The organism is Flavobacterium sp. N1994 (assembly GCF_025947145.1).
Taxonomy (GTDB): Bacteria; Bacteroidota; Bacteroidia; order Flavobacteriales; family Flavobacteriaceae; genus Flavobacterium.
The window spans coordinates 579,838-596,026 of record NZ_CP109999.1 but is presented as its reverse complement, the minus strand read 5'-3'; the positions used below and the strand labels follow the sequence as shown (position 1 = coordinate 596,026).

The 16,189-nt window shown below is 34.0% G+C and carries 17 protein-coding genes; 2 read left to right on the top strand and 15 right to left on the bottom strand.

The genetic code is table 11. The features are described from left to right. The first annotated feature begins 38 nt into the window (after window positions 1-38). Window positions 39-698, top strand: a complete 660-nt coding sequence (locus tag OLM53_RS02795; protein ID WP_264521541.1) for an HAD family hydrolase — start codon at window positions 39-41, stop codon at window positions 696-698. 48 nt (window positions 699-746) lie between these two features. On the opposite strand, the gene OLM53_RS02790 is transcribed toward OLM53_RS02795, so the two are convergent. The 4 genes from OLM53_RS02790 to OLM53_RS02775 all read right to left on the bottom strand — a co-directional run bounded on the left by OLM53_RS02790 (window position 747) and on the right by OLM53_RS02775 (window position 3,531). Next, the gene (locus tag OLM53_RS02790) at window positions 747-983 is read right to left on the bottom strand and encodes a hypothetical protein (protein ID WP_264521540.1); all 237 of its coding nucleotides are present in this window, start codon (window positions 981-983) and stop codon (window positions 747-749) included. Window positions 984-1,064: 81 nt separating this feature from the next. Then, the gene (locus tag OLM53_RS02785; RefSeq protein WP_264521539.1) at window positions 1,065-2,351 is read right to left on the bottom strand and encodes a cryptochrome/photolyase family protein; all 1,287 of its coding nucleotides are present in this window, start codon (window positions 2,349-2,351) and stop codon (window positions 1,065-1,067) included. 9 nt (window positions 2,352-2,360) lie between these two features. Continuing rightward, window positions 2,361-3,059 (bottom strand): SDR family NAD(P)-dependent oxidoreductase, encoded by a 699-nt coding sequence (locus tag OLM53_RS02780; RefSeq protein WP_264521538.1) that lies wholly within the window; start codon window positions 3,057-3,059, stop codon window positions 2,361-2,363. 1 nt (window position 3,060) lies between these two features. Beyond that, window positions 3,061-3,531 (bottom strand): SRPBCC family protein, encoded by a 471-nt coding sequence (locus OLM53_RS02775; protein ID WP_264521537.1) that lies wholly within the window; start codon window positions 3,529-3,531, stop codon window positions 3,061-3,063. A 137-nt stretch (window positions 3,532-3,668) separates the two neighbouring features. Here OLM53_RS02775 and OLM53_RS02770 point away from each other — a divergent pair, with 137 nt between their 5' ends. Beyond that, on the top strand, window positions 3,669-4,523 hold the full coding sequence (locus OLM53_RS02770) for a DUF2911 domain-containing protein (RefSeq protein WP_264521536.1): 855 nt from the start codon (window positions 3,669-3,671) through the stop codon (window positions 4,521-4,523). 55 nt (window positions 4,524-4,578) lie between these two features. Here OLM53_RS02770 and OLM53_RS02765 read toward each other — a convergent pair whose 3' ends face one another. The 11 genes from OLM53_RS02765 to OLM53_RS02715 all read right to left on the bottom strand — a co-directional run bounded on the left by OLM53_RS02765 (window position 4,579) and on the right by OLM53_RS02715 (window position 16,175). Then, window positions 4,579-6,297 carry a sodium:solute symporter gene (locus tag OLM53_RS02765; protein WP_264521535.1) on the bottom strand — a complete coding sequence of 573 codons (1,719 nt, stop codon included), beginning with the start codon at window positions 6,295-6,297 and terminating at the stop codon, window positions 4,579-4,581. 110 nt (window positions 6,298-6,407) lie between these two features. Beyond that, window positions 6,408-8,897, bottom strand: coding sequence for a PIG-L family deacetylase (locus tag OLM53_RS02760; RefSeq protein ID WP_264521534.1), 2,490 nt, complete (start codon window positions 8,895-8,897; stop codon window positions 6,408-6,410). Window positions 8,898-9,060: 163 nt separating this feature from the next. Next, window positions 9,061-9,441: a hypothetical protein gene (locus OLM53_RS02755; protein WP_264521533.1), complete on the bottom strand. Its 381-nt coding sequence runs from the start codon at window positions 9,439-9,441 to the stop codon at window positions 9,061-9,063. 240 nt (window positions 9,442-9,681) lie between these two features. Then, entirely contained in the window at window positions 9,682-10,113 is a 432-nt protein-coding gene (locus tag OLM53_RS02750; RefSeq protein ID WP_264521532.1) for a hypothetical protein, read from the bottom strand. A 92-nt stretch (window positions 10,114-10,205) separates the two neighbouring features. Beyond that, a complete protein-coding gene (locus tag OLM53_RS02745; RefSeq protein ID WP_264521531.1) occupies window positions 10,206-10,736 on the bottom strand; it encodes a mechanosensitive ion channel family protein in 531 nt (176 codons plus the stop codon). Between the two features lie 29 nt (window positions 10,737-10,765). Next, complete coding sequence (locus tag OLM53_RS02740; protein WP_264521530.1) at window positions 10,766-11,980, bottom strand: AI-2E family transporter; 1,215 nt, start codon at window positions 11,978-11,980, stop codon at window positions 10,766-10,768. Window positions 11,981-12,021: 41 nt separating this feature from the next. Further along, window positions 12,022-12,606: a Maf-like protein gene (locus tag OLM53_RS02735; protein WP_264521529.1), complete on the bottom strand. Its 585-nt coding sequence runs from the start codon at window positions 12,604-12,606 to the stop codon at window positions 12,022-12,024. Beyond that, window positions 12,596-13,525, bottom strand: a complete 930-nt coding sequence (locus OLM53_RS02730) for a geranylgeranylglycerol-phosphate geranylgeranyltransferase (RefSeq protein WP_264521528.1) — start codon at window positions 13,523-13,525, stop codon at window positions 12,596-12,598. The genes OLM53_RS02735 and OLM53_RS02730 overlap by 11 nt, the downstream gene beginning before the upstream one ends. Before the next feature lie 30 nt (window positions 13,526-13,555). Further along, the gene (locus OLM53_RS02725) at window positions 13,556-14,083 is read right to left on the bottom strand and encodes a KdsC family phosphatase (protein WP_264521527.1); all 528 of its coding nucleotides are present in this window, start codon (window positions 14,081-14,083) and stop codon (window positions 13,556-13,558) included. Then, entirely contained in the window at window positions 14,067-14,828 is a 762-nt protein-coding gene (locus OLM53_RS02720) for a Rossmann-like and DUF2520 domain-containing protein (protein ID WP_264521526.1), read from the bottom strand. The genes OLM53_RS02725 and OLM53_RS02720 overlap by 17 nt, the downstream gene beginning before the upstream one ends. Window positions 14,829-14,915: 87 nt before the next feature. Further along, window positions 14,916-16,175, bottom strand: coding sequence for an aminotransferase class I/II-fold pyridoxal phosphate-dependent enzyme (locus tag OLM53_RS02715; RefSeq protein ID WP_264521525.1), 1,260 nt, complete (start codon window positions 16,173-16,175; stop codon window positions 14,916-14,918). Window positions 16,176-16,189: the final 14 nt, after the last annotated feature.

The following is a 16,189-nucleotide window of genomic DNA, read 5'->3' as shown; positions in this document are numbered from 1 at the left end:
TACTTCGTAATTTCTAATTTGTAATTCGTAAATTTTAAATGATACAAACCGTACTATTTGACATGGATGGGGTCATTGTAGACACCGAGCCAGTACACCATTATGCTTACAACCAACAATTCAAGCAGTTGAATATCGAGGTAACACCTGAGATGTATGCCTCGTTTACGGGTAATTCTACTAAGAATATTTTTGAGCGTTTGAAAGCTGAATTTCATTTGGAACAAGACGTTGCAACATTGGTAGCGACGAAACGTGATTTGTTTAACGATGCCTTTGATAAGAAAGAAGATTTGTTTTTGTTAGAGGGAGTAGAAGACTTGATTAAAGATTTGTACCATAACGGAATGCAATTGGTGCTAGCCTCATCATCAGCCCACGTTACTATTAATAGAATTTTCAATCGCTTTGGGTTGCATCAGTATTTCTCTCATATCGTTTCTGGAGAAGACTTTCCGAAGTCGAAACCTGATCCGGCTATATTTCAACATGCGGCTTTTTTGTCCAAAACCCCAATTGAGAACTGTATCGTTATTGAAGACAGCACTAATGGTGTTATGGCGGCTAAAGCTGCTGGAATCTATTGCATTGGTTATGATAGTTTTCATTCTAAAATGCAGGACTATTCCCTTGCGGATATGGTGATCACTGATTTTAAGGAGTTGAGTTATGAGAAAATCCGTGATATAAATTCATAAAAAAAGCCAGTTCTCACTGGCTATTAGTTGTTATTTTTAGTGGAAGTCTTATTTTTTAACTTCTACTTTAACGTTTTTTCCTTTTACATCTACACCGTTGCTATCTACTTTTACTGAAGTTCCTTCTTCTGTTTTGGTAGCTGTGGTATCTTTTACCATTACGGTGTCGGTCTCAACTGTATTGGTAGTTGTTTCAATAGTGTCCGTTGTTTTTTCTTCTTTTTTTCCGCAAGATGATAGCATAACTAATGACATCAATCCCAAACATAATACAATTTTTTTCATAAAAATAATTTTTAAGTGAATGGTAAAGGTAGTCTAATCGAGTGGGCTAAACTATTTATTATCAAAGTATTAATTTACAACTTATCCAACAGCTTCTTTATAGATTTTTAAGCAACGTTCTCTAGCTTCTTTGTGATCTACAATAGGTTGGGGATAGGTCAATGTATTAAACTCCGGAATCCATTTTTTGATGTAGACTAAGTCTTTATCAAATTTCTTGATTTGTTCGGTAGGATTGAAGATTCTAAAATAGGGAGCAGCATCAACACCACTACCTGCAGCCCATTGCCAGTTGCCTACATTGCTGGCTTGTTCGTAATCGAGTAGTTTTGAGGCAAAGTAGGCTTCTCCCCAGCGCCAATCAATTAGTAAGTGTTTGCATAAAAAACTAGCCACTATCATTCGCACTCGGTTGTGCATGTGTCCGGTGGTATTGAGTTCACGCATTCCAGCGTCTACAAAGGGATAGCCAGTTTTTCCTTCACACCATTTTTGGAACAATACTTCGTTATTATCCCAATGAACCGAATCGTACTTGGGTCGGAAGCTTTTGTTTACCGTATGAGGAAAGTGCCAAAGGATTTGCATAAAGAATTCCCGCCAAATCAATTCTTTTAGAAACGTTTCATTTTTGCTTTCTATGGCTTTAGCCACCATTTGCCGAATGGATACCGCACCAAAGCGTAAATAGATACCCAAATAAGACGTTTTATTCATCGCTGGGAAATTGCGAGTAGCTTCGTAGTTATCGATGAGAGTTGTTGAAATATCAAATGGAGTGACTTGTATGGTTGAAGGTTGAAATCCAATATCCGATAAACTTAGAAAAGGATAGGAGTGAAGCGCTATTTTATCCTTCAGTTCTTCGGATTTATAATGAACCATTTGGGTCTTTTTGAAGTTCTCTTTCCATTTATTGGAATAAGGAGTATAAACAACATAAGGTGTTCCATCCTCTTTGACTACTTCACTTTTTTCAAAGATGACTTGGTCTTTGCTAGTTTTAAATTCGATATCGTATTCTTTGAACAAATGGTATAACTCTAAATCCCTTTTACGGGCATAGGGTTCATAATCGTGATTGGTATAAACTACTTTGATGTCGTTTTCGGTAAGTATTTTGTTGAATACTTCAAAGGGCTCTCCATGAAAAATGGCCAATGACTTTCCAGTTTTCTGAAGCTGGTTTTGAATCTTTTCTAGTTGTTCGTGAATAAAGGTAACCCGTGCATCGTCTTTAGGTAATTGCGATAAAATGGTCTCATCAAATATGAAAATAGGAAGCACTTCTTCGTCACTAGTTAAAGCGTGAAAAAGTCCAGCATTATCTTCTAATCGCAAATCGCGTCGAAACCAGAATATATTCATCGTTACAATTTAGGCATTTACTAATAAAGTTGACATTCCACCATCCACATGAAAGATTTGTCCAGATACCCAAGAGCTTTTTTCCTCTAATAGAAAGCTTGCCATTTGGGCTATATCTTGAGTAGTTCCCACTCTTTTTAAAGGATGACGTAAAGCTGACTTTTCTTTTTTCTCATCAGTACTTAAAAACTTGTCAGCCAAGGGGGTATCGGTTAGTGATGGTGCTATTACATTCACTCTTATTTTAGGGGCATATTCGGCTGCTAATGCTTTGGCAAAACCTTCTATGGCTCCTTTAGCTGCAGCAACACTAGTATGAAAAGGCATTCCCATGCTAACCGCCACGGTACTAAACAAAACAATACTGGATTGTTCTGAAGCTGTGAGTTGGGGTAAAACCGTTTGAATCACTTTTACCATAGCAAAGAAATTAAGTTGCATATCACTTTCAAAGGTTTCTAACTTTAAGCCTCTAAACGGACGTAAATTAATACTTCCTGGGCAATACACCAAACCATCAAGAACGGCAGGTAGTTTTGATACATCTAACGTATCTGTCGTTGCATCAAAAGGAAGGTGTGTTACCTTCAACCCTTCTAAATTAGCATCAGTTCTTGAAGCAATAAAAACGTTATTTTCTTTTTGTAATTCTTTTGCTAAAGTTAAGCCAATGCCATAAGAACCTCCAATCAATAGTATGTTTTTCATTTTATTGTGCTTTAAATTCTCCAAATAGTTCGATTAGTTTGTGTTTACGGTATTCAAAGATTTCATTCAGTTTTGGTTGTACCAAAAAGGGATGTACCATTTGACCAAGAATTCCCATAGGTACTTTGTAATCTACAATGTCTTCCATTTCAACTCCTCCAGGGATTTCTTTTAAAAAATGTTTGTGATGCCATAAAGCATAAGGACCGAAACGTTGTTCATCAACAAAGTATTTTTTATCAATAACATGGGTGATTTCGGTGACCCATTTCATTGGAATACCGAGAACTGGAGTGACAATGTATTGAATGATTTGTCCAGCAAACATTTCTTTATCGTCTCCTGAAAGGGTTTTAAATCCCATATAATCAGGCGTTATTACTTTTAAGTTTTTTGGATTAGATAAAAACTTCCATGCTTCTTCAAGACTAATTGGGAGATTTTGTTTGGTATGTAAAGTGTAAATTTTCATTTGTAATTTTTAGTCAAAGATAGCAACTATTGTTTAATTAAAACACAAATAAGTTAAACAAAATATATTTAGGTTATTCTTAACATATGTACGTTTATAGTATTTGTAATTTTGGGAAACTTCTAAAAACTCAACTCATGAAAAGAATTATTTTTGTTTTAACTTCTATTATTGCGACTTATGTTCTTAACGCTCAAGTAAAAACCCCACAGCCGAGTCCACATTCAACGTTAACACAAGTGGTTGGTCTAACCGATGTTACGGTAGATTATTCAAGACCAAGTGCTAAAGGAAGAGTTATTTTTGGTGATTTGGTTCCGTTTGGTAAGCTTTGGAGAACAGGAGCTAATGCTAATACAACAGTAACTTTTAGTGATGATGTGGTCATTAATGGAACCACATTGAAAAAAGGAAAATACGCTTTATATACTACTCCAAAAGCAGATATGTGGGAAGTAATTTTCTACACTGATACTGATAATTGGGGAACACCTGAAAATTGGGATGCAAACAAAGTGGCTGTTTTAGTAAATGTTGACCCAGTGGCCTTGAACAATGCTATTGAATCGTTTACTATTAACGTTAATAATTTAACCAATGATAGTGGTACTTTAGACATTGCTTGGGAAAAGACAATGGTTTCAGTAAAGTTTGCTGTTCCAACACAAAAGACGGCTATGGCCAGTATAGAAAAAACTTTAGCTGGACCAAGTGCTGGTGATTATTTTTCTTCTGCACAGTATTTTTTCCAATCTAATGGTGATTTGAATAAGGCGTTAGATTATGTTAACAAAGCTGTTGCCATGACTAAAGCTGGTGAGGATGTTCCTTTTTGGTATCTACGTCAAAAATCATTGATTCAAGCTAAATTAGGAGATAAAGTAGGTGCGATTGCTACTGCTAAATTGTCATCAGCAGCTGCTGAAAAAGCTAAAAACAATGATTACGTAAAAATGAACAATGACAGTATAAAAGAATGGAGTAAAAAATAATTCTCTTTTTTAAATAAAATTGACCACGATTTCTATTCAAGATTTCGTGGTTTTTTTATGAGATAGTTTTTTTGCGTTTTACTAGTAATTGCGCAAGCATTGATAAAATAACGGTCAATGAAGCTCCTATGAAATTCAACCATAAATACCCAAGCTTTTCTTCACCCGTGGGGTAAATGTGAATGGTGTAATAGTAGATGAAGAATATCGTAATTTGACTAATAAAAGCACTGTAAAAGATGGCATTCGCTTTTACAAATTTGATATAGAACCCAACTAAAAATACTCCTAAAACGGTTCCATAAAATATAGATCCCACTATATTTACCAACTGAATTAAATTTTCAAATAAAGTTCCCACACATGCAAAAAGAATGGCTATAACACCCCAAAGTAGTGTAAAATATTTAGTTGCATTCACAAAGTGTTTTTCTGATTTTTCTCCTTTTACATTTCGTTTATAAATATCGATAGCTGTTGTAGAGGCCAATGCGGTTAGCCCGGAAGCAGAGGAAGACATTGCGGCCGAAAGAATTACAGCTAATAAAAGACCTATCAAACCTGATGGCAAATAATGTAAAATGAAATAAATAAAGACATAATCCTTATCGTTGGTTTCTGCTTTTTCATCCACTTTCGCAATGATTTCTTTGGCCTCGTCATGTAAATCTTTTTCTTTACCAGACAACGATATTAGTTTTTTTCTCAGGATAGGATTGTCATAATTTTGATTTAAATGATCGATGTACAATAGGTTAAATTCTTTCTTTTCCTCAGATAATTGCGTTAATTGATTTTCAAGAGAATGATATTCTTGGGCGTATTTTGATTTTTCAATGGCAACTTTGTTCACAGGGTTAAACGTAAGCGGTACGGGATTGAATTGAAAGAACACAAAAACCATTACTCCAATTAGTAAAATAAAAAACTGCATAGGCACTTTTAGAAAGCCATTCATAATTAATCCCATTTGACTTTCCCTATCTGACTTCCCTGATAAATAACGTCCTACTTGAGATTGGTCGGTTCCAAAATAGGAAAGCATCAAGAAGAAACCTCCTGTGATACCACTCCAAAAAGTATAACGGTTTTGTGGATCGAAAGAAAAATCCAGGATATTCATTTTGTCATTCGCCCCAGCAATATGCATAGCATTGGAAAAAGTCATATCATTGGGTAACAAGTGTAATATCAAAAAGAAGGTAATAATCATCCCGCTCATGATAATAAACATTTGTTGTTTTTGGGTCACATTTACGGCTTTTGTTCCTCCAACGAAAGTGTAGATGATTACTAGAATTCCGATGATAACATTAAGCATCGTAAGGTTCCAACCTAAAATAGAAGAAAGAATAATAGCAGGCGCATAGATGGTTAACCCAGTTCCTAAACCACGTTGAATTAGAAATAATATTGCTGTAAACGACCTCGTTTTTAGATCAAATCGCTGTTCGAGGTATTCGTAGGCGGTAAAGACTTTTAGCTTGTGATAGATAGGAATAAAAGTCATAGAGATAACGACCATGGCTATTGGTAAACCAAAATAGAATTGGACAAATCCCATACCGTCATGATAAGCCTGCCCTGGAGTAGATAAGAACGTAATGGCACTAGCTTGAGTGGCCATAACAGAAAGCCCAACAGTCCACCAAGGAGTTTCTTTGTTTCCTAAGATATAATCTTCTACATTTTTACTTCCTTTGGTTTTATATACACCATAGAAAACAATGAATAAAAGTGTTACCGATAAAATGATCCAATCGAGCTGTTGCATATTAGAAAAATAATTGCATTAGAATAAAAAAGATGATGATGTAAATGGCATTCATCACTAAAACCCAGGTGTAACTATTCTTCCAAGCCGATATTTTTTTGTTTTCCATATTACTTTCCTATTGCGATGATATTGGCTAATAATCTATAGGCACCGGGAACGCCTTCCGGTAATTCTCTGAAGAAACTTAATCCAGTGTAAACATAATTTCCTTTTCCGTATTTGGCTATTAATAAGGCGCCATTTTTAGGGGTTTCCCCTTTGTCATTGGCAGAAAGAATAGGAGTGAAGTTTGCATCCCATTCATTTGGATAATATAATCCTTGTTCTTGTTTCCATCCTTTGAAGTCATCGGCTGTAATTTTATTGGGCGTGTTCAAAATAGGATTCCCGTAGGCTAAAAATCGAACTTCTGCATTTTCTTCAGTAACTCTATCACGAGATATTTTAAGCATAAAAGGGGCAATGTCTTTAGTTACTAATTCATCGGTGGTATTGTATTGAACAATCATAGTCTTCCCATTTTTAACAAAATCAAGTAAGATATTTTGTTTGAAAGCCAATTCATTTACCACATTGTAGGCACGAATTCCAGTCATAACTACATCAAAGTTAGCAAGTTTTTCAGCAGCTATTTGTTCTGGTTTTAAGATTTCAACATCATATCCCATTTGCTGTAAACATTTTGGAACTTCATCACCAGCTCCCATGATATAAGCAATCTTTTCATTTTTGGTTTTGATGTTTAATCGAATCCCTTTCGCTTCAGCCGATTTTAAAACTATTTGGTTATAGATGTGTGAGTAGTTGATATCGATTTTACTTTTATCGAATGTTTCGTCATTAACGGTCACTAAACTTTTTATAACGACTTCACTCGCTTCTTTAGAAGGAGAAACAGTAAAAGTGGCCACTATTTCTTCTCCTTTTCTAGTCATGGTAAACGGAATTTCTGCAGGTGTGACTTTCCAGTTTTCAGGAACTTGCAATTTTACAGTACCTTGAATGTTTTCTTTACCAGCTTTTACTTTTACGCTGACGGTTTTTTCTTTATCGGAGTTGAAAATATAGACTTTTTCAGCAAAGCTTGAGGTAACGGTTGGAACAATGTCTAAAGGTTGGTAGACTTCCCCTTTCACTTCGTCATTATATTTATACACTACATTTTTTTCAAATGGAATCACCACTCCGTTAATTTCAGTCATGAAAGTAACTTTAATGAGGCGTAATACATCAGGATTTCCAATATTTCTTTGGTCGTCTACACGATACATACCAACGGTTCCTTTTTGGTTTAGCCAATAAGCATTGGTGTAATCAATAGTGTTAGGTATTTGAATTGAAATAGTCTTGTTAATCGGTTTATTATTGATCAGTTCAGTGACAGACAAATCATTCGTTGAATACGGAAACGTTTGAATGGCCTTCCAATTTATGGTAGCATTACTTCTGTTAATGGCTTCTAATTTTACTTTAAGAGTAGTTCCAGGGGTAACTTCTTGACTTGGAGCTATAGCTTCAAGATAAAGGCCGGCGCAAGCTTCAATAACTTTTTTTAGTTCTTCTGATTTAATGGTTCTCCAATGGGAATCCTCTAATTTTTGAAGTAATGCATAGGCTTTTACCAATTCAGGAATACTAGCAGAAGGGTTTTTAAAATCAAAGTTTTTTTCAACAGCAGCTAGAATTGCCCCAATTGGTTTTCCATCAGGAACTCTATTCCATGTTGTATCAATTCCATCAAAGAGGTTGCTATTGTCTTTTGGAGTATCTCCTTTTAAGAATTCTAAATATTCATCTTCCTCACCACGAGTTCCAGTAGAACCAAATCCTTGTGATTGATGACGACTTCTGCTTAAAGCGGCAATTTCTTGATTGGATTTACCCAAAGACGGGTAATAAGTTCCTAATTTTAAATCTATTAAATTACTTTTATCTGCGGCATCAAATTTTTCTTTGCTACCATAAAACCACCAAGACGTATTAAAAAACAATCGTTTAGGTTTCCAAGTCTCTACAAAAGCTAACTGATTTGGAAAAACTTTGGAATCACTAGCTTTATCAAAAGCTTCAAAACTTAGCATTGCTGAGGATGTATGATGTCCGTGAGTAGTTCCTGGAGAACGATGATCAAATCTATTGATAATGACATCAGGTTGAAATTTTCGGATGACCCAAATAACATCACTAAGCACTTGCTCCTTATCCCAAATTTGCAATGTTTCATCAGGGTTTTTAGAGAAGCCAAAGTCATTCGCACGAGAGAAGAACTGTTCTCCACCGTCAATTTTACGGGCTTCAATAAGTTCTTGAGTTCTTATAACCCCTAAAAGTTCTCTGAGTTCTGGGCCTATAAGATTTTGTCCTCCATCACCACGAGTTAATGATAAATACCCCGTTTCTGCTTTTACGTTATTTGAAAAATAGGAAATTAATCGATTGTTCTCATCATCTGGATGTGCCGCAATATATAGTACAGAACCTAGAAAGTTTAGTTTCTGAATTTGACTATATATTTCTACTGCGTTAGGTTTTGCAGGTTGTTGCGCTACTAATTTTAGACTTACTAATAAAAGAGAAAAGAGTATAAAGTGTTTCATGGATTCAGGTTTGCCATTTTTCAAATATACTATTATTTAAAAAGTGTTTTTTGTTTTTTCATTTGTTTAACAATTTATTGTTAGGAAATGTATAAAATAAAAAGACCTTCTGTCGGGGGGCAGAAGGTCTTTTCAACTAAATATAAACTAAACATGAATGAATTTATTCGGAAGATGCGGTTTGATTTGTAAATCGTCCTTTTGCATTATAAGGATACATCTTTTTGTGAACACTTAATAATTGATAAGGTTCATCACCATCGTAATCAGTGATGGTAACTTTAACTTTATTGTATATTGAATAACCACCAAAGTTAGCTGGTAATTCATCAGCTGTTTCCCATTCTCCTTTGACTTTATAATAATATACCATTTCAAGGTTGTCAAAGTAGGCTTCTAAATTTGGAAAATAGAAATACCGTACATAACAATTGGTCTTTGCGTCAATAGGTAGCGATTCTTTATCAGCAGCCATATCTTGAGAATAAAAGTTACTCGAAATCATGGCAACACATAGCACCGTAAAAATTTTAAGCTTTTTCATGATTTTGTAGATTTGGGTTTAACAAAACAATCTTAATTGATTTCTGAGACAAATATACTAATATATTTTATATATAATCGATAAAATACATTTTTTATCGATAAATTGCATATTTATTATAATTAAGTAGGAAATAATTTATCTAAATAATTGATAATTAGCATTTTAATCTTATTGTAGTTTGTTTAAAAAATAAAAGCAAGGATTTTTTCCTTGCTTTTATAGATTATTTTCTAATAATTACCCTTTTTTATGACCTTTACCACGTCCGTTGCCTTTCCAATTTCCATTGTGGTTACCATTATCATGTTCCTTTCTTTTCCAATTATTACCAACATACTTTATTTTATGTTGTTTGTAAAAGGAATAAGGAGCATTTCCATGGTAATCATTTAAATATACGGTTTGCCCATGATATAAATCATATCCTCTGTATTGTCTTGGAAGGTATGCTGTTCGAGTCCAAACCCCATTTCTCATATAAATATAACGTTTAGCAGGAACATCATAATAAGTATCAATATCGGGAAGATAGTAGTATTGTACCTCTGCAGGAGCTGCAGGGGCCCAGACTGGAGGAGTTCCAAGATTAACATTAACTGAAACTTGCGCTTGACTATTTATCGTAAACGTAAAAAGCAATGCCAGTATAACTAATTTTGTAATTTTCATAGTAATTTGATATTTGTGGTTTAATCAAAATTACTTTGATAGAAGAGAAAAGGTGTTACAGAATTAATTCTATAATTTATATAATTAAAGGTTTAATCTGTAAATTCTTGGTCATCAAATTTTTGTTTGACGATAGAAATTCCTTTTTGAAGTAGCAAATTATTGGGATAGGTTATACGTTCTCCTTTATCTGTTTTTAAATAAATATGAAAAGCTTTGATATCTTCTATTTCAGCTTGAATAGGAAAGTCTTTATCATGTACTTTTATAATGTCTCCAATTCGGAATGGAAAAAAGAAGAACAGTATTATACCCGAAGTAATATTACTTAAAATAGACCATTGGGCAAACATGGCCACTCCAACCACTGTTGTAACGGAAGATAAGGTTAGGAAAATATCTTTTTTCTGAACTCCCCAAATAACTATTAGCCCAAACACAGCCAAAATATTAATTAACAAATGAATGTATTTGATAACCAAATTCGTTCGATGCTCCATAATCAAAGATAACTTAGCGTATCGTCGAATTAGTTTGGCAGTAATAATTCGGAGGAATATCACTATTACTAAAAGTATTCCAGTAGCCATAACCTCTTTGGTAAAATTAGAGAAGAATTCCATGGTTTCTTTTGTTTGAAATTAATTAAATGCTATTCTTCAATGGTATCATTAGTGTTATTTGAGTCCGTTTCAAAAGTATTTGTAGATGGTATGTTTGGGTTACCCTCTTCTGTGTTGAAATTAATAGGAGATGTAGAACTACTGTAATTATAAAGAGGGATTTTGATTTTATGCCACTCATAGGTTTTTGGTAAGTCATCTCCAAGTAAATAGCCCCATGGTTCAAGAGAATCAATTCGATCAAAAATTACTTTTATAATGGCAATAATAGGGATTGCTAAAAACATACCCGTTATGCCTCCTAAAACATTTCCAATGATGATTCCAACAATAGAAACAAAAGCATTGATTTGCACTTTTGAATTAACAAATAGGGGAACCAAAATGTTATTATCAATGAGTTGTACAACAACGTTCACGATAATTACACCCAGTACAATGGATAAATCAGTTGAACCCGATAGGGAAACTATTATAGTTAAAGCACCAGCAAATAAAATTCCTATGTAAGGAACTAAATTTAGTATGCCCGTCAAAATTCCGAGAAGTATAAAATATTGTACTCCAATCATCCATAAACCGATGGTAGTTAATATAGAAACGGCTACCATTTCGAAAAGTAAGCCCACAACATAACTTTGCACTGCCGTTTTAATTTGGAACAAGATTTCACGTAGTTTTTTATGGTCCTCTGGTTTGTATAATTTACATAAAAAAGTGATGAAAAGATTTTGATACAATAAAAACAAAAAGGTGTAAATAGGGATCAAGGTTAGGTTCAATGCCACATCAGTAAAAGAATTTAATGTAGTACTAACAATTTCAGTACTGGAGTCTATTCCTTTTTTTGTGGCTTTATTTAGAATTTCATTTTGTTCTTTTTTACTCAAGTGAAAATTGTCTCTAATGAGTTGCTGAAAATGGTCTAAATGATAGTAAAAATTACTTTTAATTTTTGACCAATCGTTAGCCATGTCCGTTACTTGCATTGAAATAAAATAGAAAAGACCTAAAAAAATCAATACAAAAAGTACGATAGCAAATACAACTGCAATAAAGTGTGGAAATCGAAGTCTTTTAATTAAAAAAGAGACTACAGGACGTAAAATAATAGCAAACAAACAAGATAAAAGTATTGGAAAAATGATGTCCTGTCCAAAATAAAGAATGACAAAAAGTCCAATTAAACTCAGTAAAATAGCAGTAAACTTAATATAGAAAGGAAATTTTATAAATTCAGACATAGTTACTTATTTTTAGTAAAGTTAAGTCTTTCCTTTTTCTTTCAAATATATTTACTCAAATACTGGTAGACTTTTTCTGTTGGTAACCCTACAACGTTGGTATAAGAACCCTCAATTTTAGTAATTCCTATTAACCCAATCCATTCCTGAATGCCATAAGCTCCAGCTTTATCAAAAGGTTTACAGCTTTCTAAATAATAGTGGATATCAGCGTCTGAAAGTTCGTTGAAGGTCACTTTTGTTATATCATATATAGTATCCGTTCTAGTTATCGTTTTAAAACAAACAGAGGTGATTACTTCATGGGTTGTATCGGATAAAGATTTTAAAATATTAAAAGCATCATCATAATCTTTTGGTTTTCCCAAAGCTTTATTATTTAACCAAACGATAGTGTCGCTTGTGATTAATAGCTCTTTTTCTTTAAGCTCGTCAGCAAAGGCATCAGCTTTTAATTGTGCCAAATAATTAGTGATTTCAATTCCTTGAAGTACATCAGGATAAATTTCTTCAATGTCTTTTAGTCTGATTTCAAAATTCAAACCTAAATCTTTGAAAAATTGTTGTCTTCTTGGCGAACCTGAAGCTAAGATAATTTTATAGTCTTTCAGTGTATTACTTAACATTGTATTTTATATTTAAAGTAATAACTAAAACAGAAAGTATTCCGAAGAAAATTATCCATTTCAAGACCTTACTTAGCAAATGAAACTCTTCTTTTGAATTGGCATTCCAGATTTTAACCAAAAAGAAAATCATTGGTGATACTATAAAAATTAGCCCATAAATGACAGCATAATAAAGTCGATGCTCCATCAAATAGGTATTGATGTACCAAAGTAAAATAAGCGTTGCTATAATTCCTAAACTAAAAACAACTTTTGAAGTATTTTTATTTCCAATGGAAATAGGTAAAGTGCTCATTCCTTGATTGTAATCGCCTTCTACATCCTGCATGTCTTTAACAATTTCTCTTATCAGATTTAGGACAAAGGCAAAGACTGCATAATCAATTAACATGGAAAACATAATGCCCATTTCAGCCCGATTTCCTTCATAGGTAGCTGGCAATAAATCAAATAATCCAATGATAAGAACACTGAATGAAAGTAGCAAAGCCACTATTATATTACCAATTAAAAGCATTTGTTTTAAGCTTGTGGCATACATATATAAAGTAGCTGATAGTATAATAAAGGCTCCAGTAAAACTTGGTCTTTGAATTATATTAGACAGGTAAAAACCTATACCAACTCCCACGATATTTAATACAAAATACAGGTTGTAGGCTGCTTTTTCAGATATTCTTTTACCAACAATTATAGTATCAGGTCTGTTATCATAATCGGTTTCTTGATCTAAAATATCATTAATAACATAACCAGCAGCAGCAATCAATACCGTTGATAAAACTAACAATCCGTATTGAAAATGATTTAAAGCCAAAGGAATATTTTGAAACTTTAAAAATCCATAACGAAAAATAAGCTGCATAAAGGCAAGCAATAATAGATTTTGATAGCGTATTAATTTTAAATAATTCATTTTGTCTTATAGGTATATTACAAATAAAGATTAATCGTGTTTTCCGTCATAATACAAATGCCATTTGCCTTGTACTTTCATAACTTGTTCAATGATTTCACGTACAGCACCTTTGCCTCCTTTTTTGTGTGAAATGTATTTTGAAATCGTTTTAATTTCTGGGCTGGCATCTTGTGGGCAAACGGGTAATCCAACTAATTGCATCACATGATAATCTGGAATATCATCACCCATATATAACACTTGTTCCGCATCAATATGGTAAAGTTCAATATATTCTCTAAACGTAGCTACTTTATCTGGTGATGCCAAATGAATATCAGTAATCCCTAGATTTCTAAGTCGGATGCGAACGCCTTCGTTGTTACCCCCAGATATGATACATACATTATAACCACTTTCAATAGCCGCTTTCATAGCAAAACCATCACGAATATTCATAACTCGCAACATTTCACCCGTTGGAGTAATGTGAACACTGCTGTCTGTTAAGACGCCATCAACATCAAAAATAAAAGTGGTGATGTTGTTTAGTACTTCTTTATAACTTTTTCCCATTATCGATAATTGATTTTGTTAGCAATTTATAGATTTCTTTTTGGTTTTCATCTGTTAAAAACGCAAGATGTTCGTTGATGGTTTGAGTATCTTTACGTCTTGCTGGACCAGTCTGCGCCTCAGTAGGAGTGAGGGTTGTAATTTTATTAGCCGTTTCTAGAATCAATGGTTTTAGAGCGTCAAAAGGCAATTCATTTTCTTGACAAATATCATAACCAATTTGATACAAATGATTCGTGAAATTAGAAACAAATACAGCCGCAATATGCAACGCTTTTCTTTGTTTGGAATGGATTCTGTTTACCGAATTTGAAACGGATTTAGCTACTATTTCAAGTACTTGATAATCGGTGTCATTTTGAGCCTCAACAAAAATTGGAATGCCGCTAAAGTCGACTTCTTTTGCTTTGCTAAAGGTTTGTAACGGATAAAAAACACCTTTTCGATTTTTGTCGTCAAGCACTTCCATAGCCATACTTCCAGAAGTATGAGCGATTAATTGGTTTTGAAAGGGAATCTGTTTAGAAACTTCACTGATAGCACTATCGGTAACTGCTATAATGATTAAATCTACTGGAAGTAAAGCTGTAAAATCTGAAATGATTTTTGCCGATGTTGCGATTGTAGCCATGACATTTGGTTTTCTTGAATACACTTGAACTAATTCAATTTCAGTAGTTTTACTGAAAGCTTGAATCAGATGTTGCGCAACATTTCCAGAACCAATAATTGACACTCGAATCATGGGGCTAAATTATCGATTTTTTTTATTTTTATGGGAATCAATAGGTATAAAAAAACCACCTCAATTGAGATGGTTTTAATTTTCTTTTTAAGATACATCAACCGTTGTGGCTTCTGCAATCTTTTTATAAGTTCCGTTTTCTAATTTCTCTCGGATGGCATCAAAAGCCTTTAATGTCTCATCAATATCAGCCAAGGTGTGAGAAGAAGTAGGGATCATTCGCAATAATATAATTCCTTTTGGGATAACCGGATACACCACGATAGACAAGAAGATGCCATAGTTTTCACGTAAATCGTTTACCATAACCATTGCTTCAGGAATAGAACCTTCTAAATAAACAGGTGTAACGCAAGTATTAGTGTCACCAATATTAAATCCCTTTGCTCTCAAGCCACTTTGTAGAGCATTTACGTTTTCCCAAAGTTTATCTTTCAATCCTGGATTGTCTCTCAACAATTGTAGTCTTTTCAAAGCACCCACCGTTTGAATCATTGGTAAAGCTTTAGCAAACATTTGCGAACGCAAGTTGTATTTTAAATAATCAATAATGTCTTTATCAGCAGCTAAGAATGCTCCTATACTCGCCATAGATTTGGCAAAAGTAGAAAAGTACACATCAATACCATCTTGGCAACCTTGCTCTTCACCAGCACCAGCACCTGTTTTTCCTAGGGTACCAAACCCATGAGCATCATCAACAAGTAAACGGAAATTGTATTTCTTTTTCATTTCCACAATTTCTTTCAACTTACCTTGCTGACCGCGCATTCCGAATACACCTTCTGTGATGAATAGGATTCCGCCACCAGTTTCCGTAGCCATTTTAGTAGCACGTTGAAGGTTTTTCTCCATGCTTTCTAAGTCATTGTGTTTGTAGGTAAATCGTTTTCCCATATGCAAACGCACGCCATCTATAATACAAGCGTGAGCATCTACATCGTAAACAATAATATCGTTTTTAGTAACCAATGCATCAATAGCTGACATGATTCCTTGGTACCCAAAGTTTAATAAATAGGCAGATTCTTTATGAACAAAAGCTGCAAGTTCTTTTTCCAATTGTTCATGAGCATCCGTATGACCACTCATCATACGAGCTCCCATTGGATAAGCCGCACCATATTTTATAGCTGCATCAGTATCCGCTTGACGGACTTCACGATGATTAGCAAGACCTAAGTAGTCATTCAAACTCCAGTTCAAAATATCTTTGCCGTGGAATTTCATTCTGGGTCCTAATTCACCTTCTAGCTTTGGGAAAACATAATAGCCTTCCGCTTGAGAGGCCCATTTTCCTAGAGGACCTTTATTATTTTGTATTCTTTCGAATAAATCTTTTACCATAATCACTTTGTGTT

Excerpts from the sequence above, each read along its gene's own strand:
- OLM53_RS02795 (WP_264521541.1), top strand. The coding sequence starts at position 39 with ATGATACAAACCGTACTATTTGACATGGATGGGGTCATTGTAGACACC.
- OLM53_RS02790 (WP_264521540.1), bottom strand. The coding sequence starts at position 983 with ATGAAAAAAATTGTATTATGTTTGGGATTGATGTCATTAGTTATGCTA.
- OLM53_RS02785 (WP_264521539.1), bottom strand. The coding sequence starts at position 2,351 with ATGAATATATTCTGGTTTCGACGCGATTTGCGATTAGAAGATAATGCT.
- OLM53_RS02780 (WP_264521538.1), bottom strand. The coding sequence starts at position 3,059 with ATGAAAAACATACTATTGATTGGAGGTTCTTATGGCATTGGCTTAACT.
- OLM53_RS02775 (WP_264521537.1), bottom strand. The coding sequence starts at position 3,531 with ATGAAAATTTACACTTTACATACCAAACAAAATCTCCCAATTAGTCTT.
- OLM53_RS02770 (WP_264521536.1), top strand. The coding sequence starts at position 3,669 with ATGAAAAGAATTATTTTTGTTTTAACTTCTATTATTGCGACTTATGTT.
- OLM53_RS02765 (WP_264521535.1), bottom strand. The coding sequence starts at position 6,297 with ATGCAACAGCTCGATTGGATCATTTTATCGGTAACACTTTTATTCATT.
- OLM53_RS02760 (WP_264521534.1), bottom strand. The coding sequence starts at position 8,897 with ATGAAACACTTTATACTCTTTTCTCTTTTATTAGTAAGTCTAAAATTA.
- OLM53_RS02755 (WP_264521533.1), bottom strand. The coding sequence starts at position 9,441 with ATGAAAAAGCTTAAAATTTTTACGGTGCTATGTGTTGCCATGATTTCG.
- OLM53_RS02750 (WP_264521532.1), bottom strand. The coding sequence starts at position 10,113 with ATGAAAATTACAAAATTAGTTATACTGGCATTGCTTTTTACGTTTACG.
- OLM53_RS02745 (WP_264521531.1), bottom strand. The coding sequence starts at position 10,736 with ATGGAATTCTTCTCTAATTTTACCAAAGAGGTTATGGCTACTGGAATA.
- OLM53_RS02740 (WP_264521530.1), bottom strand. The coding sequence starts at position 11,980 with ATGTCTGAATTTATAAAATTTCCTTTCTATATTAAGTTTACTGCTATT.
- OLM53_RS02735 (WP_264521529.1), bottom strand. The coding sequence starts at position 12,606 with ATGTTAAGTAATACACTGAAAGACTATAAAATTATCTTAGCTTCAGGT.
- OLM53_RS02730 (WP_264521528.1), bottom strand. The coding sequence starts at position 13,525 with ATGAATTATTTAAAATTAATACGCTATCAAAATCTATTATTGCTTGCC.
- OLM53_RS02725 (WP_264521527.1), bottom strand. The coding sequence starts at position 14,083 with ATGGGAAAAAGTTATAAAGAAGTACTAAACAACATCACCACTTTTATT.
- OLM53_RS02720 (WP_264521526.1), bottom strand. The coding sequence starts at position 14,828 with ATGATTCGAGTGTCAATTATTGGTTCTGGAAATGTTGCGCAACATCTG.
- OLM53_RS02715 (WP_264521525.1), bottom strand. The coding sequence starts at position 16,175 with ATGGTAAAAGATTTATTCGAAAGAATACAAAATAATAAAGGTCCTCTA.